Annotated in this window: 14 protein-coding genes; 6 read left to right on the forward strand and 8 right to left on the reverse strand. The window is 64.4% G+C overall.

The window, feature by feature from the left end:
* Nucleotide 1: 1 nt before the first annotated feature.
* The 7 genes from LB535_RS12880 to LB535_RS12910 form a co-directional block, all read right to left on the reverse strand.
* Nucleotides 2–1771: an acyl-CoA dehydrogenase family protein gene (locus LB535_RS12880; protein ID WP_224632448.1), complete on the reverse strand. Its 1770-nt coding sequence runs from the start codon at nucleotides 1769–1771 to the stop codon at nucleotides 2–4.
* A 435-nt stretch (nucleotides 1772–2206) separates the two neighbouring features.
* Entirely contained in the window at nucleotides 2207–3814 is a 1608-nt protein-coding gene (locus LB535_RS12885) for an FGGY-family carbohydrate kinase (RefSeq protein ID WP_224632449.1), read from the reverse strand.
* A gap of 131 nt (nucleotides 3815–3945) precedes the next feature.
* Nucleotides 3946–4674, reverse strand: a complete 729-nt coding sequence (locus LB535_RS12890; protein ID WP_224632450.1) for an SDR family oxidoreductase — start codon at nucleotides 4672–4674, stop codon at nucleotides 3946–3948.
* A 24-nt stretch (nucleotides 4675–4698) separates the two neighbouring features.
* Nucleotides 4699–5952, reverse strand: a complete 1254-nt coding sequence (locus LB535_RS12895) for a sugar ABC transporter permease (RefSeq protein WP_224632451.1) — start codon at nucleotides 5950–5952, stop codon at nucleotides 4699–4701.
* Nucleotides 5949–6785 (reverse strand): ATP-binding cassette domain-containing protein, encoded by an 837-nt coding sequence (locus LB535_RS12900; RefSeq protein WP_224632452.1) that lies wholly within the window; start codon nucleotides 6783–6785, stop codon nucleotides 5949–5951. Before LB535_RS12900 ends, LB535_RS12895 begins: the two co-directional genes overlap by 4 nt.
* A gap of 67 nt (nucleotides 6786–6852) precedes the next feature.
* Complete coding sequence (locus LB535_RS12905; protein ID WP_224632453.1) at nucleotides 6853–7935, reverse strand: sugar ABC transporter substrate-binding protein; 1083 nt, start codon at nucleotides 7933–7935, stop codon at nucleotides 6853–6855.
* Between the two features lie 318 nt (nucleotides 7936–8253).
* On the reverse strand, nucleotides 8254–9138 hold the full coding sequence (locus LB535_RS12910) for an AraC family transcriptional regulator (RefSeq protein WP_224526442.1): 885 nt from the start codon (nucleotides 9136–9138) through the stop codon (nucleotides 8254–8256).
* Nucleotides 9139–9387: 249 nt separating this feature from the next.
* On the opposite strand from LB535_RS12910, the gene LB535_RS12915 reads away from it, so the two are divergent.
* Nucleotides 9388–10551, forward strand: coding sequence for a glycoside hydrolase family 25 protein (locus LB535_RS12915; RefSeq protein WP_224632454.1), 1164 nt, complete (start codon nucleotides 9388–9390; stop codon nucleotides 10549–10551).
* Nucleotides 10552–10590: 39 nt separating this feature from the next.
* Here the strand turns inward: LB535_RS12915 and LB535_RS12920 are convergent, their stop codons facing one another.
* A complete protein-coding gene (locus LB535_RS12920) occupies nucleotides 10591–11433 on the reverse strand; it encodes an AraC family transcriptional regulator (RefSeq protein ID WP_263482280.1) in 843 nt (280 codons plus the stop codon).
* Nucleotides 11434–11679: 246 nt separating this feature from the next.
* On the opposite strand from LB535_RS12920, the gene LB535_RS12925 reads away from it, so the two are divergent.
* The 5 genes from LB535_RS12925 (at nucleotide 11680) to LB535_RS12945 (ending at nucleotide 19287) form a co-directional block, all read left to right on the forward strand.
* Nucleotides 11680–13146 (forward strand): alpha-glucosidase/alpha-galactosidase, encoded by a 1467-nt coding sequence (locus LB535_RS12925; protein ID WP_224632455.1) that lies wholly within the window; start codon nucleotides 11680–11682, stop codon nucleotides 13144–13146.
* A gap of 105 nt (nucleotides 13147–13251) precedes the next feature.
* Nucleotides 13252–15333, forward strand: a complete 2082-nt coding sequence (locus tag LB535_RS12930; protein ID WP_224632456.1) for an ABC transporter substrate-binding protein — start codon at nucleotides 13252–13254, stop codon at nucleotides 15331–15333.
* 111 nt (nucleotides 15334–15444) lie between these two features.
* Nucleotides 15445–16452, forward strand: a complete 1008-nt coding sequence (locus tag LB535_RS12935) for an ABC transporter permease (RefSeq protein ID WP_224632457.1) — start codon at nucleotides 15445–15447, stop codon at nucleotides 16450–16452.
* Nucleotides 16453–17607 carry an ABC transporter permease gene (locus tag LB535_RS12940; protein WP_224632458.1) on the forward strand — a complete coding sequence of 385 codons (1155 nt, stop codon included), beginning with the start codon at nucleotides 16453–16455 and terminating at the stop codon, nucleotides 17605–17607. It abuts the gene before it with no gap.
* Nucleotides 17608–17616: 9 nt separating this feature from the next.
* Nucleotides 17617–19287 carry an ABC transporter ATP-binding protein gene (locus tag LB535_RS12945; RefSeq protein ID WP_224632459.1) on the forward strand — a complete coding sequence of 557 codons (1671 nt, stop codon included), beginning with the start codon at nucleotides 17617–17619 and terminating at the stop codon, nucleotides 19285–19287.
* The last annotated feature ends 20 nt before the right edge of the window (nucleotides 19288–19307 follow it).

Genomic DNA, 19307 nt, shown 5'->3' on the forward strand with positions numbered 1-19307 from the left:
GTCAAGCGGAAATCAGTTGCTTGCCGGCGGCGGCGAGGCTCTCGGCGCCATTGACGACACGCTCCTTCAGGGCGCGCGTCTCGCCGAGCAGGTTCTCGGCAAAGAAGCGGCAGAGCGCGACGCGGCCGCGGTCGGCCAGCCCGGCCTGCGCCAGATAGGCGCCGCCGGCAGCGAGCGAGATCAGGCGCAGATAGGGCGTGGCACCGGCCATCGCGGCGTCGGTCTTGCCATCGGCCACGAGCTTCTGCAGGAAACGCGTCGCCTCTTCGAGATCGGCCAGCGCACGGTCGAGATTGTCGGCGGTGCGGCCGAAACCCTCAATGTTGGAGATGCGCACCGCATCGGCCACCGCTTTCAATTCGCCGATATAGGAATGCACATGCTCGCCGCCGCCGAGCGGCAGCTTTCGCGCCACAAGGTCGATCGCCTGGATGCCGTTAGTGCCTTCATAGATCGGCGCGATGCGCGCGTCGCGATAAAGCGCTGCGGCACCTGTCTCCTCAATGAAGCCCATGCCGCCATGCACCTGGACACCGAGAGAAGCAACCTCGACGCCGATGTCAGTCGAGAAGGCTTTGGCAAGCGGCGTCAGCAGGTTGGCGCGGTCGCGCCAATTGGCGGCGGCCTCGCCCTCGCCGACGCGCGCGCGGTCGATGGCGTGGGCGCAGGAATAGGCGATCGAGCGGGCGATCTGGGTCAGCGCCTTCATGGTGAGCAGATTGCGCTGTACATCGGGGTGATGGACGATCGGCGCCATGCCAGCGCCCGTATAAGCGGAAGCCTTGCCTTGGCGGCGCTCGTTGGCATAGGCGATCGCCTTCTGCGTGGCGGTCTCGGCCACCGCCACACCCTGCATGCCGACGGCAAGGCGGGCGTTGTTCATCATGGTGAACATGCAGGCCAGACCCTTGTTCTCCTCGCCGATCAGCCAACCGATGGCGCCGGGTGTGGAGCCTTGAAAAGCGTCGCCGTAGATCATGGTGCAGGTCGGCGAGGCATGGATGCCGAGCTTGTGCTCGAGGCCGGAACAGAAGACGTCGTTGCGGGCGCCGAGCGAACCGTCGTCGTTGACGAAAAACTTCGGCACCAAAAACAGCGAGATGCCGCGCGTGCCGGCCGGCGCGTCGGGCAGCCTGGCCAGCACCAGATGCACGATGTTGTCGGTGAAATCGTGCTCGCCATAGGTGATGAATATCTTCTGCCCGAAGATGCGGTAAGTGCCGTCGCCGACGGGCTCGGCGCGGCTGCGCAAGGCCGCGAGGTCGGAGCCCGCCTGCGGCTCGGTCAGGTTCATCGTCCCCATCCACTCGCCGGAGACGAGTTTTGCCAGGTATTTGGCCTTGAGGTCCTCCGAGGCGTGTGTGTCGAGCGCCTCGACCGCGCCCATGGTCAGCGTTGGGCCGATGCCAAAGGCCATGGCGGCGGAGTTCCACATTTCGAGCGCGGCGACGCCGAGCATGGTCGGCAGGCCCTGACCGCCGAATTCCTCAGGACCGGACAGCGCGTTCCAGCCACCCTCGATCCAGCGCCGGTAGAGCTCCTTCCAGCCGGGCGGCGTGGTGACGGCGGCGTCCTTCAGCACAGCGCCTTGCTCGTCGCCGATCTTGTAGAGGGGAGCCACTTCCTCGCTGGCGAAATGGCCGGCCTCGGCCAGGATCGCGTCGACAAGGTCCTCGCCGAGATCGCCGAAAATGCCGGCATCAAGTGCCGGCTTCAGTCCCGCTACCTGCTTCAGCGTGAAGGCGATGTCCTCGACCGGCGCGCGATACATGTCTGCTCCTCCTCCGTTTCAGCCAATCCTAGTGCATGGCCGAAGCGAAACCACGCGTCGATTCCGCGCCTTCTTTTTACGTAAACGTCAAACTTTGTCACGCAGATTTTGCGGAGACTCGTCATCCCCGGGCGGAGCGGGAGCCCAGCGGACGCGCAGAGCCGGTGATCCATTCCGTGACCTTAGCCGTGGAGTGCAGCGGAGCAGAATTCTGGACCGCAGAAGGGCCTCAACGTAACGGAATGGATTCTATGGTCTGCGCGCGTCGCTTCGCTCCTTACTCCGCCATAGAATGACGGAATCGCGAAGGCCACGGCCTATCTCAAGGCTGCAATTACCACTCAGAATCTACGACGAGTTACATCCGGCTGGTAGTTCCTGGAAAAGTGGAGCGCGGTTTTCCGTCCGGAATTGCGCAAGGATAAAGCGACTCCCTCAGCGTACGCTGCGGCCCACTGCCTGCAGGGCCAGAAAGGCTTCGTAGCGCCTGTCATGCCAAGCCCGCATTTCACCGGTCGCCGGGGTGAAAACATCGCCAAGCCGGGACATGGCAGGCATGGCGGTCGAAAGGTCCGCATACCGGCCAGCCGCGACAGCTCCGAGCATCGCAGCACCCAGCAGCACCGGTTCGGGCGATTGCGACGCGGCGACCGCCAAGCCGGCGGCGTCGGCAAGCAGTTGCCGCACCAGTGGCGACTGCCCGGCGCCGCCGCTGATGACGATGGTGTCGACGACAAGACCGGATGACGCCATCGCCGCCACGATCTGACGCACGCCGTAGCCGAGGCCGCAAAGCCCGGCCACGTAGAGGCCGACGAGACTTTCGACGGAACGGTCGGTGCCAAGCCCGGCGATCAGGCCGCGCGCATCGGGATCGGCCAAGGGCGAGCGATTGCCGAGAAATTCGGGGACGACATGGATGCTTCCCGCGAGCCTGGCCGCGGCCGACAGGTCGGGCGAACCCGCCGTGGCGGCCGCGGCCAGCCAGTCGACCAGGGATTTGCCTTCGGCCGCGGCGCGCGCGGAGGCCTCGGCTTCGGCCGGGTGGAAATGCACCAGGAGATCGATGGCCGCTCCGGCCGCCGACTGGCCGCCTTCGCTCAGCCAGAGCCCGGGCACCATGGCGGAATAGTAGGGTCCCCAGACTCCCGGGACGAAGGCCGGGCCTTCGCTGCTTGCCATGGTGCAGGCAGAGGTGCCGAGCACATAGGCCATGCGCGAGGCGATGGTGCCGGCTTCGCCCGCAGCCCCCACGGTGCCGATGCCGCCAGCATGGGCGTCGATCAGCCCGGCAGCGACGACGGTGCCTGGAACCAGTCCCAATTCACCGGCGGCCGCTTCCGTCAGGCCGGCGCCCAGCGCCGTGCCGGGATCGACCACGTCGGTGCCGATGCGGATAAAACCCTCGTCGGCAAGCTCGCCGAGCCCCACGGCATGGAAATAGCTTTCGTCCCAGCGCCGCTCGTGGCCGAGATAGGTCCATTTGCAGGCGAGCGTGCAGACCGAGCGGGCAAGGCTGCCCGTGGCGCGCCAGGTCAAATAGTCGGCCAGGTCGAAGAAATGCCGCGCTTGGGCAAAGGTCCCCGGCAGGTTCTCCTTGAGCCACAAAAGCTTCGGCGTCTCCATTTCCGGCGATATGACGCCGCCAACATAGTCGAGGACCGGATGCCGCAGGGCGTTGATGCGCCTGGTCTGGTCGAGGGCTCGGTGGTCCATCCAGACGATTATGTTCCTGTCGCTATCTCCCGAGCGGCCGACCGGCAAAGGTTCGCCCTCGTCGCCGACCACCACCAGCGAACAGGTCGCGTCGAAGCCGATGCCACCGATTTCCCGGGGATCGACGCCCGCCTTCCCGACCGCCTCGCGCACGCTGGCGCACACGGCCTCCCAGATGTCCCGGCTCGACTGCTCGGCGATCTCACCGGGCTCGACGAAGAGCGCAATGTCCCGTTTGGCGGAAGCGAGCAGCTCGCCGCGCTCGTCAAAGACGCCGGCGCGCGCGCTGCCGGTGCCGACATCGATGCCGAGAAAGTGGGAAGGCATGAGAACCTCAAAGGTAGGGCAGTAGGCAGTAGGCAGTAGGCAGTAGGCAGTAGGCAGTAGGAGATGGTCCGTGTTGGATGGCCGGAGGCAACCGCCTCTTTCCTTATTCCCTACTGCCTAATTCCTATTGCCTACAAATCATTGCTCTGCGGCAGGATCACCAGATCCCGAATGGTGACGTTTCTCGGCCGCGTCAGCATGAACAGGACGGCGTCCGCGACCTCCGTGGGCTGCATCAGTCCGCCGGCCGCCAGCTCGTCCTCGAGCTTCTGCTTCGGCCAATCGCTGATCAGCGCCGTCACCACCGGTCCGGGCGCCACCGCGCCGACGCGCAGGCCATGCTTGGCGACCTGCCGGCGCAGCGTATGGACGAAGGCCTGGATGGCGTGCTTGGAGGCCGTGTAGACCGGTTCCCAGACGACAGGGACGAGGCCCGCAATCGAACTTGTGACGATGATGTCGCCGGTCTTGCGTTCGACCATATGCGGCAGCACCGCGTGCACCGAGCGGAACACCGAGTTGATGTTGAGGTTCAGCATGCGGTCCCAGGCATCCGGATCGCCGTTGAGGATCTCGCCGCCCACATAGGAGCCGGCATTGGCGTGGAAGATGTCGAGCTGGCCGGCCTTGTCGAGGATGCCGGGCATCATGGTCGCCACGCTAGCGGGGCTGGTGAGGTCGACCACCAGGGGGATCGCGCCGTCGCCGAGCTCGGCGACCACCTCCTTCAGCCTGTCCTCCGCGCGGTCGACCAGAACGACGCGGGCGCCGGCCGCAAGCATAGCCCTGGCGCATTCGAGGCCGATGCCCGATGCCGCGCCGGTGACCGCGGCGACTTTTCCAGAAAGATTGTGAGCCATGTGTACCCTTCTCGTTTGAACTGTTCAGGCGCGGCCGTGCGAAGCACGGGAACGGCGCGCGAGGGAATCGACGATCACGGCGATGGCCAGAACGGCACCGGTGATCATGTAACGAAGCGACGAGGACAGATCGAGCAGCGTCAGGCCGCTGGCGATCGACTGGATGACGATGATGCCGAGCAGCGCGGAATAGGCGCTGCCGCGGCCACCGAACAAGCTGGTCCCGCCGATGACCGCGGCCGCGATGGCGTTTAGGTTGACGTCGCCGGTGCCGGCCTGCTGGCTGGCGGAAGCAAGCCTGGCGGCCGCAAGCACACCGCCGAGCGCGGCAAAGAGCGAGCACAGCGCGAAGGCGCTGAGATAGATGGCGCGCACCTTGATGCCGGCACGGCGCGCCGCCTCGCGGTTGCCGCCGACGGCGGTCATCGAGCGCCCCCATTTGGTCCGGGTCAGCGCATAGTTCATCGCCACGACGAGACCGACGAACAGGCCGAACATCCACGGGATGCCACGTGACTGGTTGAGATAGGCGACGATCAGCTCGAGGCCGACGGTAATGACGGCGACGCGCACGATGAGCCCGGTCACGGACGGTGCCGACAGGTTGGCCGCCCGGCGGCGCGCGAAGGTGCGAAGCCCGGAGATCAGCAGCGCCAGGCCCGGGATCGCTGCCAGCGTGTACGATACCCATTTCGGCATCACCATCAGCTGGCCGAAATCCACCAAAGCGGAGCCGTATGGCAGGTTGATCGAGCCGGTGGAGCCGAGAATGTAGAGCTGCATGCCCAGCACCGCGAGCAAGCCGGCCAGCGTCGAAACGAAGCTCGGCATGCCCAGACGGTTGAACAAAATGGCATAGAGCGAGCCGATCAGGGCGCCGAAGGCCAACGCCGCCAGGATGGCGAGCGCGACCGGCCATCCCTGGTTGACCCAGAGCGTGCCGACTATCGCGGAGGCGAAGCCGCTGATCGAGCCGACGGAAAGGTCGATCTCGCCGACCATCAGCACGCAGACGATGCCGAGCGCGATGACGCCGACCGTCGAGCAGTCGAAGAGAAGATTGACCAGATTGCTGCTGGAAACGAACACGGGATTGAGGCTGGTGAATACGGTCCAGATGACCACCAGGCCGACGATGACCGGCAGGGAGCCGAGATCGCCGCTACGCACGCGGTCGAGGAAGGCGCGGAGCGCGCCGCCGAAGCCGGCTTCATGCTTCACTCGCGCATCGGCGCGGTCGAGGGCTATCGGGGCGGAGGTGCTTTTCTCTGCCGTCATGGGCGTTGCTCCCCCGCCTGTGCGCTGCCGCTGTGATCGCGCTCCATGCGCAGGCGCTCGACGCGGCGCGACACCGCGTTGTTGGACGCGCCGGTGATGGCGCTCACCAGATCCTGGTTCGAGGCGTCGGGCTCGAAGACGCCGTTGTTGCGCCCCAGCCGCAGCACCACGATGCGGTCGGCGACGGCGCGGACATCTTCCATGTTGTGGCTGATCATCACGACGCCGAGGCCGCGCGCGCGGACGCGGTCGATAAGGTTGAGCACCTCCGCCGTCTGGGCGACGCCAAGCGCCGCGGTCGGCTCGTCGAGCAGGATGAGTTTCGGCTCGAGCAGCAGCGAGCGCGCGATGGCGACCGTCTGGCGCTGGCCGCCGGACAGCGAGGCGACCGCCTCGCGCACGCTCGGGATGCGCGCCGACAATTCGTTGAGCAGCGTCCAGGCCCGCATCTCCATCGCCACCTCGTCCAGCCGCAGCGGACTGAGCTCGTTGCCCAGGAAAATGTTCGCGACCACATCGAGGTTTTCGCAGAGCGCCAGGTCCTGGAACACTGTGGCGATGCCGAGCGTCAGCGCCGCGCGCGGGTCTGGCAGCGTGACGGGCTTGCCGCGGAAATTGATCGTTCCCGCGCTCGGCTGGTGCACGCCGGCGAGGATCTTGACAAGCGTCGACTTGCCCGCGCCGTTGTCGCCGACCAGGGCTACAACTTCGCCGGCATGGACATCGAAATCGATATCGGTCAGCGCCGAAACGGCGCCGAAATTCTTCGATATGCCGCGCAGGCTGAGCACCAGCTCGCCGACGGAAGCCGACTCTTCAAGACTCTCACTCATGCGCCGCCTTTCTGACTGCCGTTCCCTGGGAATCCGGCCGCCAAGGAGCGGCCGGATGCCATATGGATCACTTCGTGATACCGAGCTTCTTGCAGCCCTCGGCATAGCGATCGACGCAGAGTTCGGCCGCCGTGTTGATCTTCTTGTCGATGATCTCGGCCTTGAGGTTCTCCTGCGTCACCACCGCCGGCGTGAACAGCTGCGAGGGCGTGTCGTAGAGCGTCATCTCTGCCTTCGGCTTTTCGCCCGACAACAGCTTGACGGTCACGTTGGCCGCGGCGGCCGCAACAATCTCGCTCGGCTTGGAGATGGTGTTGTACTGGTCGCCGGCGATGATCAGCTGCAGCGCCGCGATGGTCGCGTCATTGCCGGTCACCGGTGGAACCGGATCGACGCCTGCTGCCTTGAAAGCGGCGATCGCGCCGCCGCCGGTGCCGTCATTGGCCGCGACGACGCCGAGGATCTTGGTGCCGAAGCGGGTGATCTGGCCGCTCGCCCATTGCTGTGCCTTCGGCGGCGCCCATTCAGGCGTGTCGAACTCGGCCAGGATCGGATAGCCGCTGTTGTCGAGGCCTTCGTGGATGCCCTTCTTGATCAGGCCGGCGGCAGCGTCGGTCGGCGAGCCGTTGATCTGCAGCAGGCCGCCGCCGGCGGGGTCGACCTTCAGAGCCTTGAGGTGCTCGACCAGGGAGTCGGCGATAGCCTTGCCGATGCCTTCATTGTTGAAGGAGACGTAGAAATCGGCGGGCGCCGTCGGGATGGGCCGGTCATAGGCGATCACCTTGACGCCCTGGCTCTGGGCGAGCTTCACCAGCGAGGCGGCGGCGGTCGAATCGACCGGGTCGAGGACGATCGCCTTGGCGCCCTGCGAGATCACCGAATTGAACTGCTGCTGCTGACGGGCCGCATCGGCGTCGGCGTTCTGATAGATCACCTTGCACCCCGGGCAGAGCTTCTTCATCTCGGCGACGAAGCCGGGATAGTCGTGCTGCTCGTAGCGGGTCGACGCCTGGTCGGGCATCAGGAAGGCAACCGTAGCATCGGTTACCGTGTCGGCGAAGGCCGCGGTGCTGCCGAGCAGCGAGACCGCGAAAACGGCCGCGATCGTCGATTTAAAGGCAAACGGCGATTTCCAAGCATGTCTGGTCATTCGAATGTCTCCGTTTCGAGAAATGGTTTCACGAGGACCTGCGCGGTGGACGACGCGCCAGGCCTTGACTGCATGTCGAACTGTTGGGAGGAGTATTGTCAGCGGCCGAGGATCGATCTGACCCCGGTAAACTCTACAAGCATCCTCCTGAACGTGCTGGATTCGGAACAAACGATCTCCAGCACAGGGTGCTCCGCACCCCGCGTCCTTCCTTCCCTGAATCTCTTATTGTTTGACCAATTACGGACGGAGGCTACGGCAAGCTCGCCGCGTTCAACCGCTTCGCAATTGCTCTAGGCTCCTCCCGCTTCCTCCCTGTTAGGCGGCTATCTCCGCGTTGATATTCTCAGCCAACAAGGCCCTGAAGCGCGAAGGCGACATGCCTTTCTGCGCCAGGAACTGACGGTTGAAATTCGAGATGTTGTTGTAGCCGGCGGCGTAGCAGATTTCGGTGATCGACATCTGGTCCTCGCTCATCAGCAGCTGGCAGGCAAGGTTGATGCGCAGGCGGTTGACATACTGCACCAGTGCCATTCCGGTGTGGCGGCGGAAGCTGCGCGAGAAGGCGCTCGGGCTGCGCCCGGCGATCTCGGCAAGCGTCCCTTCGCTGAAAGGCTCGGTCAGGTGACAATTGATGTAAGCGAGCGCCTGGTTGATGCCGGCCGACATGAAGCCGGAGGGATCAGGGAGATAGCCGGCGCTGGCCAGCGTGCGGACATCCCCGGCACGGTTCAAAATGTCGAGCACAGCCATGAACAGCGACAGGCGGCGCACGCCCTGCGCCTCGGTCAGTTCCGCCAGCAGGGGCGCCACGAGCTCAGCCGTCGCCGGCGAGAACAGCGCGCCGCGGCGGCTGGTTTCGAGGATGCCGGCGCAGGCGGCAAGTTCGGGCAGCGCGGCGGAGGCACCAGCGATGAATTCTTCCGAGAATTGAACGACGCGGCCACGCAGCGGCACGGTCTCGCCCGGCGGCACGTCGCTGACCCAGTTGTGCGGCAAATTGGGCCCGGTGAGCACCAGATTGCCCGGCTCGAACTCGCCGATGAAATCGCCGACGAAATAGCGGCCGGTGGTGGCGACGACCAGATGCAGCTCGTATTCGGGATGGAAGTGCCAGCGCACGGTGCGGAAAGGATAGCCGTGGGCCCAGGCCTTGAACGACTCTCCCTGTCTGATCTGGACGACTTCCAGGTCCGGATTCATCTTCATTTCCTCCCCGCGCGGGTCCGGTCTTGGGACCGGTTGCTGCGCTTCGTCAGGCAGGCCTGTGTATTCCCACTGGCCGCCGTGATTGAAGCTTAGGCGGCAATTGAAACGCCTGCCACCACGGCTTGTCCACCCGACCGATACTTTTTTGACGTTTCGGAGCAGGTCGAAGCAGCCGATGTTTTGAAAGCACTTCCTTAACCATAGCGGTTCAGGATCGTTCTCTGGTCAGTGGGGACACCCTGATTGAAAAAGCCGGCGCGCCCTCTTCGCCGCCTGGCGCTTCTCGCGGCGGCGATTGCGCTGGGCACGGCGGCAAAGGCCTCGGATTTCTCCGAGCCCTGGAAGAATGCCGACCGCCCGCTGGTGATCGACGCCTACGAATACAATTCGATCGACTGGCAGCAGCTCGTCACCGACAAGCGTGTCGCCGGCTTCATCAACAAGGCGTCCGACGGGTTGCCGCCGCCCTATTTCTGCTTCGGCGACGAAGCCGACGTCAAACTCTGCAAGGCGCAGTGGAAGCGCTATGCGGTGACGCGCGAATTGTTCCAGACGCGCAAGGTGGTGGCCAAGGCGCTTGGCCTGAAATGGGGCGCCTATCACCTGGCGCGGCCCGGCAACCCGGTCGAGCAGGCCAATAATTTCATCGATTTCGCCGAGCCGGCGCCCGACGAGCTGATGGCCCTCGACATCGAAGGCATCGATGCAACGCAATGGATGTCGCTGGAGGACGCGGAAGAATTCGTGCGCCAGGTGCATCGCCGCCTCGGCCGCTTCCCGGTGCTCTATGTCAACGGCAAGACCGCCCAGTATATCGCCGACAACCGCTACCAATATCGGCTCCTGTCGCGGCTGCCGCTCTGGTATGCACGCTACAAGCCCGACATCGACGTGCATTTTCCGATGGGCAACTGGCAGGGCTACGCGCTCTGGCAATTCTCGGCGCACACCAATTGCGGACGTTTCCGTTGTCCATATCGTGTACCCGGCACGCCCAACGACATCGACGTCAGCGTCGCGCCGATGAGCGCCGACGAGTTGCGCCGGCAATGGGCCTTCGGCGGCCTGCTCGACGTGCCGGCCGACTACCTCGCCTCGATCCCGGTGCCGCTCTCGCGCGAAGCGGCGCTCGCCGGCAAGGTGACGATCACCTATGCCGACGTGGCGGCGCCGCCGACCTTCGAGGAGATGGTGGCGGTGCTCGGTGCGCGCTGGGAGACATTCCGCGACGGATTCCGCATGCCGGTGGTGAAGACGGTGCCGCGGCGCGCCGGCTTCGGCATCGCGCAATATGTCGCCTGGAAACGCTCCGGACAGCGCACGCCCGAGCAGATCGACGCGGCCTTCGCCGCTGCCGCCGATCCGGTCAGCACCGCCTCGACGGCGCTCGACAGCGCCAAGCGCTGACTTCTTCCAAGAGCCGACTTCTTCCAGGAGCCGAGGACATCAACGATGGCTGCCCAGGCTGGCATACATGCCGGTGGTGCGAAACTGCGTCGGATTGATGCCATAACAGCGGCGAAAGACCTTGGAGAAGTAGTTCGCGTCCTCGAAGCCGCACAGCACCGCGACTTCCTTAACCGGCAGGAAATCGGCCTTGGTCAGGAGTTTCGCCGCGCGTTGCAGGCGCTGCTGCAGCACGAATTCGGCCGGCGGCAATCCTTCGCTCTCGGCGAAGCAGCGCGAGAAATGGGCGCGGCTCAAGCCACTGATCTGAACCAGCTCTGCCACCGGCAGCGGCTTGTCGAGATTGGCGTTGATGTGGTCGATGACCGGTTGCATGGCGCTTTGCTTCTCGGCGAAGGCGTGCGAGCCGAAGACGTCGTCATAAAGCGCCATTGCCGCCTCGTAGGCGATCGCCGAGGCCGCGCCTGGCGAAGCGGCGCCCTTGATCAGCCGCAGGCTGCAATCGGCAAGGTGATCGATGGTGGCCGGCTGCAGCCGCAGCACCGGGCCCGAGACGCTGAGGATGGACTTGTGGATGCGCAGCGCCTCCTCGCCGTTCATCGAGATCCAGAAATATTCCCAGCGGTCGCCCTTGGCCAACCAGTAGCGATGATTGTGCGGCACCAGAACCAGCAGCGTGTCGTTCGCCTGCAGGCGGTAATTGCGGCTCTCGTAGCGCAATTGGCCGGTGCCGCTGATCGTATGCTGGAGCACGGTGAACGGGGTCTGGCCGCGCTTCCTGCCGTCCCAGTCATATGCCTCGTCCTCGCGCAGTTCATAGCCCGTGCTGGTCGGCATGGCATGCAGGCGCTGGCGGCCGCGCGGCAGCGAGATCGTCCGCATCAGCTTTCCATTGGCGATCAGGTCCCGCAGCACAAAATTACCCTCGAAAGCATAATCCTTCTCTGGCTCCCTCGGCGAATAAGCGCATAATCCGGCCCTCAAGAACGCGAAAGACCCGCGGTCGAGGAGCGGGCGGGAGGAGAAAGAGCCGGATTTCCGGCTTTGGATGGCATGCGCGCTGTTGCGCGCGGCCATGTTCTCTCCTTTGCTCCTTGCCTAGCATTCGATTGGATCGAGGTGAAGGTGATGAGTTTCAAAATCGCTATTATCGGCGCCGGCAGCGTCGGATTCACCAAGAAGCTGTTCACCGACATTCTATGCGTGCCGGAGTTCGAGGATATCGAATTCGCGCTGACTGATGTCAGCGAGCACAATCTGGCGATGATCAAGGCGATCCTCGACAGGATCGTCGAGGCGAACAAGTTGCCGACCAAGGTGACGGCGACCACCAACCGCCGCGAGGCGCTGGAGGGCGCGCGCTATATCATCAGCTGCGTGCGCGTCGGCGGGCTCGAAGCCTATGCCGACGACATCCGCATCCCGCTGAAATACGGCATCGACCAATGCGTCGGCGACACGATCTGCGCCGGCGGCATCCTCTACGGCCAGCGCAACATTCCGGTGAACCTCGACTTCTGCCGGGACATCCGCGAGGTCGCCGCGACCGGCGCCAAGTTCCTCAACTACGCCAACCCGATGGCGATGAACACCTGGGCCGCGATCGAATACGGCAAGGTCGACACGGTCGGCCTCTGCCACGGCGTTCAGCATGGCGCCGAGCAGATTGCCCAGGTGCTCGGCGCAAAGTCGCCCAAGGAGCTCGACTACGTCTGCTCCGGCATCAACCACCAGACCTGGTTCATCGAGCTCAAGCTGAACGGCCGGCCGGTCGGCAAGGACGAATTGATCTCCGCCTTCGAGGCGCATCCGGTCTATTCGAAGCAGGAAAAGCTGCGCATCGACGTGCTGAAGCGTTTTGGGGTCTATTCGACCGAAAGCAACGGCCACCTGTCGGAATATCTGCCCTGGTATCGCAAGCGTCCCGACGAGATCGCGCGCTGGATCGACATGTCGGACTGGATCCATGGCGAGACGGGCGGCTACCTGCGCTACTCGACCGAAACCCGCAACTGGTTCGAGACGGAATATCCGCAATTTCTCGAAGCGGCCTCGAAACCGATCGACCCGGCAAAACGCTCGAACGAACACGCCAGCCACATCCTCGAGGCGCTTGAGACCAATCGCGTCTATCGCGGCCATTTCAACGTCAAGAACAACGGCGTGATCACCAACCTGCCGCAGGATGCCATCATCGAATCGCCCGGCTTCGTCGACCGGTTCGGCATCAACATGGCGGCCGGCATCACCTTGCCGGAAGCCTGCGCGGCCACCTGCATGGCTTCGATCAACGTCCAGCGCATGTCGGTGCATGCCGCCATCGCCGGCGACATCGACCTGTTGAAGCTCGCCGTGCTGCACGATCCGCTGGTCGGAGCCGTGTCGACGCCGGAAGAGGTCTGGCAGATGGTGGACGAGATGGTCGTCGCGCAGGCTCAATGGCTGCCGCAATATGCGCATGCCGTTCCGGCGGCCAAGGAGCGGCTTTCGAAATCCAAGGTCAAGACGCGTGAATGGGCGGGCGCGGCGCGGCGCAGCGTGCGCTCGATCGAGGAATTGCGCGCCGAGAAGGCGGCGCTGAAACAGGCCGGCTGAGACTGGGACAAGCAGCCGGACCTGCAGGAGGCAGGTCCCGTCGGAATGAGCCGTCCCGAACAAGAGGCGGGCAACAGCAGACATCCAAACATCTGGGAGGAGACTATGAGGAACCTGCATAGAATTGGCATCGCCGCCGGGCTGATGCTGAGCGTTTCAGTCCATGCACTCAACGCTTTCGCGTCCGAACCGACCATGCCGCCGCAGCCGGCGACATTCCCGGCCGAAGGCAAGATCCACTATGTGGCGCGCGACTCCATCCTGGAGTTCAAGGCGCTGCCCGAATATCACGAGCCGGACTGGGTAACGGAGAAATACGTCAAGACCGGCAAGTTGCCGCCGGTCAAGGACAGACTGCCCAAGGAGCCGCTGGTCTTCAAGACCGGCAACATGCCCGACGGCATCGGCGTCTATGGCGACACGATGCGCCACGTCATCGGCGGCAGGCCGGAAGGCTGGAACTACGGCGCCGGCCAGACGCAAGGCTGGGGCGGCATCGATATCGGCTTGTCCGAATGCCTGACGCGCACGGCGCCGCTGTTCCAGGTCGAGGCCAAGGACACCGAGCCGCTTCCGAACCTTGCCAAGAGCTGGGACTGGTCGAGTGACGGCCACAAGCTCACCATGCATCTGATCGAAGGCGCCAAATGGTCGGACGGCGCGCCCTTCAACGCCGACGACGTCATGTTCTACTGGGATGACGAGGTCGTCGATCCCAACGTCTCGCCGCTGAACGGCGCCACGCCCGAAACCTTCGGCGTCGGCACGACGCTGAAGAAGGTCGACGACTACACCGTCGAGTGGACCTTCAAGGAGGCGTTCCCGCGGCAATATCTCTATGCGATGGCCTACGGCACCTTCTGTCCCGGCCCTTCGCATATCCTGAAGCCGCAGCATCCGAAATATTCGAAGAATACCTACGACCAGTTCAAGAACGCCTTCCCGCCGGATTACATGAACATGCCGGTGATGGGCGCCTGGGTACCGGTCGAATACCGGCCGGACGATATCATCGTCTTGCGGCGCAACCCCTACTATTGGAAGGTCGACGAAAAGGGCAACCAGCTGCCCTATCTCAACGAGCTGCAATACAAGCTGTCGACCTGGGCCGACCGCGACGTCCAGGCGGTGGCGGGCTCCGGCGACTTCTCGAACCTTGAGCAGCCCGAGAATTTCGTCGCCTCGCTGAAGCGCGCGGCCGACCCGAACGCGCCGGCCCGGCTTGCCTTCGGCCCGCGCCTCATCGGCTACAATCTGCGCATGAATTTTTCCGCCAATGGCTGGGGCAACCCGGATGAACGCGGCCAGGCGCTGCGCGAATTGAACCGCAACGAGGACTTCCGCAAGGCGGTGACCATGGCGCTCGACCGCAAGGCGCTGGGCGATTCGCTGGTCAAGGGTCCGTTTACCGCCATCTATCCGGGCGGCTTCTCGTCGGGCACCAGCTTCTATGACCGCAAGTCGACCGTCTACTATCCGTTCGATCTCAAAGGCGCCAAGGCCGAGCTTGCCAAGGCCGGGCTGAAGGACACCGACGGCGACGGCATCGTGAACTTCCCGGCCGGCACCGCGGGCGGCAAGAATGTCGAGATCGTGATGCTGGTCAACAACGACTACACCACCGACAAGAGCCTCGCCGAAGGCGTCGTCGCGCAGATGGAAAAGCTCGGATTGAGGGTCGTCCTCAACGGGGTCAACGGAACGCAGCGCGACGCCATCCAATATTCCGGCCGTTTCGATTGGCTGATCCGGCGCAACGAGACCGAGCTCACCTCGGTGGTGCAAAACACCGAGCAACTTGCTCCCGTCGGCCCGAAGACCAGCTGGAATCACCGCGCGCCGGAAAGCGGCGAAGTCGACCTGATGCCCTTCGAGAAGGACCTCGTGGACATCGTCAACAAGTTCGTGACGACGCAGGACAACGATCAGCGTGCCGACCTGATGCGAAAGTTCCAGAAGATATCGACCGAGCATGTCTACAATGTCGGGCTGACCGAGTATCCGGGCGCGCTCATCATCAACAAGCGCTTCTCGAACATTCCGCAAGGCACGCCGATCTACATGTTCAACTGGGCCGAGGATTCGATCATCCGCGAACGTGTCTTCGTCGCCGCCGACAAGCAGGCGAAGCACGAATTGTATCCGGAGGAGCTTCCCGGCAAACCGGGTGACAAGGGTCCGATGTAAGGTTTACCTCCCCTGACGAAAAGACGTCCGGCCGCGCCGCGGCGCGGCCGGACAACGAAACCTCCGAACGCACCTCAGGGAGCGACCGGCCAGAAAGGAAGCTGACCGCCCATGCTGCGATTCCTGCTTATGCGCATAGCGTCGGCGCTTCCCGTCCTCGCCATCTTGAGCCTCGTCACCTTCGCCATCATCCAGGCGCCGCCCGGCGACTATGCGGATTACATCCGCTCGCAGCTGATCAACCAGGGCGGCGCTTCCTACGCCGAGGCTGAAGCGCAAGCCCAGGCTTACCGCGTCGAGCATGGCCTCGATAGGCCGCTGCCCATCCAGTATCTCAACTGGATCGGCGGCATCGTCACCCGCGGCGATTTCGGCTACAGCCTCTACTACAACAAGCCCGTGGCCGATGTGGTGGGCGAGCGCCTGCCGCGCACCTTGCTTCTGGCGCTGGTCTGCCATCTGCTCGCCTCGGTGCTTGGCATCACCTTCGGCATATGGGCGGCAACGCGTCAGTACAGCTGGATCGATTCGACACTTTCGGCGATCTCGTTCCTCGGCATGACGGTGCCGCGCTTCCTGATGGCGCTGATCATCGTCTACCTCTTGGTCTTCCAGTTCAACGTCTCCGAGATCGGCTCGTTCTTCTCGCCGCAATATGGCGGCGCGCCCTGGTCGTGGGCGAAGTTCGTCGACCTGGTCAAACATGTCTGGCCGGTTGTGGCGATCGCGACCTTCGGCGGCCTCGCCTACAATATGCGCGTGATGCGCGGCAATCTGCTCGACACGCTCAACGCGCAATATGTCGAAACGGCCAAGGCCAAAGGCCTTACCGGCGGCGCCGTGGTGATGCGGCACGCCGTGCCCAACGCGCTGCATCCGCTGGTGATGTATCAGGGCGTGGTGCTGCCCTATATGCTCACCGGCGAGATCGAGACGGCAATCATCTTCGCGCTGCCCACTGTCGGCCCGGCGATCGTCGGCTCGATGGCGGTTGGCGACGTCTATGTCACGGCGACCTTCATGATGGTGCTGTCGGCGACGCTGATCGTCGGCAACATCATCGCCGACATGCTGCTGGTCCTGCTCGACCCGCGCATCCGCCAGTTCGGGGAGCGCTAGATGCTGGCCCGCGATCCCTTACCCCCGCCCCCATCCCTTACGCCCTTGCCGGCCGAAAGCGTCCCGGTGGCCGAAGCCGCGCATGGCAATGAGAGCTACATCGCGCTTGTCTGGCGCCGGCTGAAGCGTTCGTGGACCGGCATGGCCGGGCTTTGCCTGGTCGCGCTCTTGCTTGTCATGGCGGTGTTCGCCGAATTCCTGGCGCCGATGGACCCCAAGGCGACCGACGTCGCCTTCGCGCCGCCGCAACTGCCCGCCTTCCACGACAAGGACGGCAATTTCGTCGCGCGGCCGCGGGTCTATGCGCTGGCCGATTCAGCCGATCTCGATCCGGTCACCTTCCAGCCGATCGTCGGCCCCGACTACGACCATCCAAGGCTGCTCGGCTTCTTCGTCGAAGGCGCGCCCTACAAGCTTCTCGGTCTCGTCCCGATGAACCGGCATTTCTTCGCCTCGATGGACGGCCAGCCGGTACATTTCCTCGGCACCGACAAGTTCGGCCGCGATGTGCTGTCGCGCGCCATCCACGGCTCGCGCGTGTCGCTGATGATCGCGCTGACGGTGGTCTTCATCATCACGGTCATCGGCACCAGCGTCGGCATGATCTCCGGCTATTTCGGCGGCAAGTTCGATGTCTGGATGCAGCGCTTCGTCGAGCTTGTGCTCGCCTTCCCGCAATTGCCGCTTTATCTGGCGCTGACGACGCTGATCCCGGTCACCGCGCCGACCAATGTCTTCCTCGCCTTCGTCATCATCGTCATGTCGGCGCTGGGCTGGGCGCAGATGTCGCGCGAGGTGCGCGGCAAGACGCTGGCGCTGGCGCGGATCGACTATGTGCGCGCCGCCATGGCGGTCGGGGCCACCGATCGGCGCATCATCATGCAGCACATCTTCCCCAATGTGATGAGCCATGTGATCGTCGCCGTGACGCTGGCGATCCCGACCGTGGTGCTGCTCGAATCCTTCCTCGGTTTCCTCGGCTTCGCGGTGAAGCCGCCGCTGATCTCCTGGGGCCTGATGCTGCAGGACACCGCGACCTATTCGGTCATCGGCACCTATCCGTGGATCCTGTCGCCGGTCGGCTTCGTGCTGATCACCGTCTTTGCCTTCAACGCGCTGGGCGACGGCCTGCGCGATGCCGTCGATCCTTATTGAGGTGGCCGGATGACGACGATCGCGATCGCAGACTCCCTCGCGCCGGCCGTCCGGTTCGACCATGGCGGACGCCACGACCAACCCGTCATCGACGCCCGCAACATCGAGGTCGCGTTCAAGGTCGAGCACGGCACCGTCGAGGCGGTCAAGGACGTCTCCTTCCAGATCTATCGCGGCGAGACGATCGCGATCGTGGGCGAATCCGGCTCCGGCAAGTCGGTGACGGCGCGCACCGTCATGGGGCTGCTGTCCAGGCGGGCAACCGTCTCGCCGCGATCGAGCGTCGAATATCTCGGGCAGAACATCCTGAAATTCCCCGAGAGCGCCCGGCGCAAGCTGCGCGGCAACCGCATCTCGATGATCTTCCAGGAGCCGATGAGCTCGCTCAACCCGATCTACACGGTGGGCAGCCAGATCGTCGAGGCGATCCGGGTGCATCGCAAAGTCGGCCGCAGGCAAGCCTGGGCGCGCGCGCTCGAGCTTCTACGGCATGTCCAGATCCCTGAGCCGGAAGCAAGGCTCAAGCAGTATCCGCATCAGCTGTCGGGCGGTCAGCGGCAGCGGGTGATGATCGCCATGGCCTTGGCCAACGAGCCCGACGTTCTGATCGCCGACGAGCCGACCACGGCGCTCGACGTCACCGTGCAGGCGCAGATCCTGAACCTGATCCGCAACCTGCAGAAGGAACTGCGGATGGCGGTGATCCTGATCACCCACGATCTCACCGTGGTGCGCAAGTTCTCCGACTACGTCTATGTCATGCAGCATGGCGAAATGCGCGAGCACAACGTCACCGAGCGGCTGTTCGCCGATCCGCGGCACCCTTACACGCAGCGGCTGCTCGCCTCCGAGCCGCGCGGCCGTCCGCAGCCGCTGCCGGAGGGCAGCGGCACCATCCTCGAGGCGAACGGCGTGCGCGTCTGCTTCATGCTGCGCCACGGCTCGTTCCTCAAGCCGGACTGGCGCGAGCTGGTCGCGGTCGATGATCTTGACCTGAAGCTTTGCCGTCACGAGACGCTGGGGCTGGTCGGCGAATCCGGCTCCGGCAAGACCAGCTTCGGCCAGGCACTGATCAGGCTGGCCGACGCCAAGCGCGGCGAGATCCGCTTCGACGGCCAGCCAATCGAGAAGCTATCGCGCACCGAGATGCGGCCGCTGCGCTCGCGCATGCAGGTCGTCTTCCAGGATCCGTTCTCCTCGCTCAACCCGCGCATGACGATCGGCCAGATCATCGAGGAAGGCCTGGTCGTCAACAGGCTGGGAGCGACGCGGCGCGAGCGGAACGAGCGGGTGCGCGAGGCGCTGGTCAGCGCCGGCATGCCCGGCAACATCCTGTCGCGCTTCCCGCACGAGTTCTCCGGCGGCCAGCGACAGCGCATCGCGATCGCGCGCGCCATCGCGCTGGAGCCCGAATTCATCCTGCTCGACGAGCCGACTTCGGCGCTCGACCTTTCGGTGCAGGCGCAGATCATAGACCTGTTGCGCAAGCTGCAGGACGAGCGCGGCCTGAGCTATCTCTTCATCTCGCACGACCTCAAGGTGGTGCGGGCGCTCTGCCACCGCGTCATCGTCATGCAGCACGGCAAGATCGTCGAGCAGGGACCCGTCGACGAGGTCCTTTCCAATCCCAAGACCGCCTACACCGAACGGCTCGTCAGGGCCGCTTTCGACGTGGCTTAGAAGTGCCGGAGGTTTTTACA

Origin of the sequence: Mesorhizobium sp. CA10, assembly GCF_020165285.1 — a bacterium.
Lineage (GTDB): Bacteria > Pseudomonadota > Alphaproteobacteria > Rhizobiales > Rhizobiaceae > Mesorhizobium.

Coding starts and splice junctions, on each gene's coding strand:
- LB535_RS12895 (WP_224632451.1), bottom strand. CDS start 5,952: ATGACGGCAGAGAAAAGCACCTCCGCCCCGATAGCCCTCGACCGCGCC.
- LB535_RS12890 (WP_224632450.1), bottom strand. CDS start 4,674: ATGGCTCACAATCTTTCTGGAAAAGTCGCCGCGGTCACCGGCGCGGCA.
- LB535_RS12910 (WP_224526442.1), bottom strand. CDS start 9,138: ATGAATCCGGACCTGGAAGTCGTCCAGATCAGACAGGGAGAGTCGTTC.
- LB535_RS12905 (WP_224632453.1), bottom strand. CDS start 7,935: ATGACCAGACATGCTTGGAAATCGCCGTTTGCCTTTAAATCGACGATC.
- LB535_RS12930 (WP_224632456.1), top strand. CDS start 13,252: ATGAGGAACCTGCATAGAATTGGCATCGCCGCCGGGCTGATGCTGAGC.
- LB535_RS12925 (WP_224632455.1), top strand. CDS start 11,680: ATGAGTTTCAAAATCGCTATTATCGGCGCCGGCAGCGTCGGATTCACC.
- LB535_RS12920 (WP_263482280.1), bottom strand. CDS start 11,433: ATGCGGACGATCTCGCTGCCGCGCGGCCGCCAGCGCCTGCATGCCATG.
- LB535_RS12945 (WP_224632459.1), top strand. CDS start 17,617: ATGACGACGATCGCGATCGCAGACTCCCTCGCGCCGGCCGTCCGGTTC.
- LB535_RS12900 (WP_224632452.1), bottom strand. CDS start 6,785: ATGAGTGAGAGTCTTGAAGAGTCGGCTTCCGTCGGCGAGCTGGTGCTC.
- LB535_RS12935 (WP_224632457.1), top strand. CDS start 15,445: ATGCTGCGATTCCTGCTTATGCGCATAGCGTCGGCGCTTCCCGTCCTC.
- LB535_RS12885 (WP_224632449.1), bottom strand. CDS start 3,814: ATGCCTTCCCACTTTCTCGGCATCGATGTCGGCACCGGCAGCGCGCGC.
- LB535_RS12940 (WP_224632458.1), top strand. CDS start 16,453: ATGCTGGCCCGCGATCCCTTACCCCCGCCCCCATCCCTTACGCCCTTG.
- LB535_RS12880 (WP_224632448.1), bottom strand. CDS start 1,771: ATGTATCGCGCGCCGGTCGAGGACATCGCCTTCACGCTGAAGCAGGTA.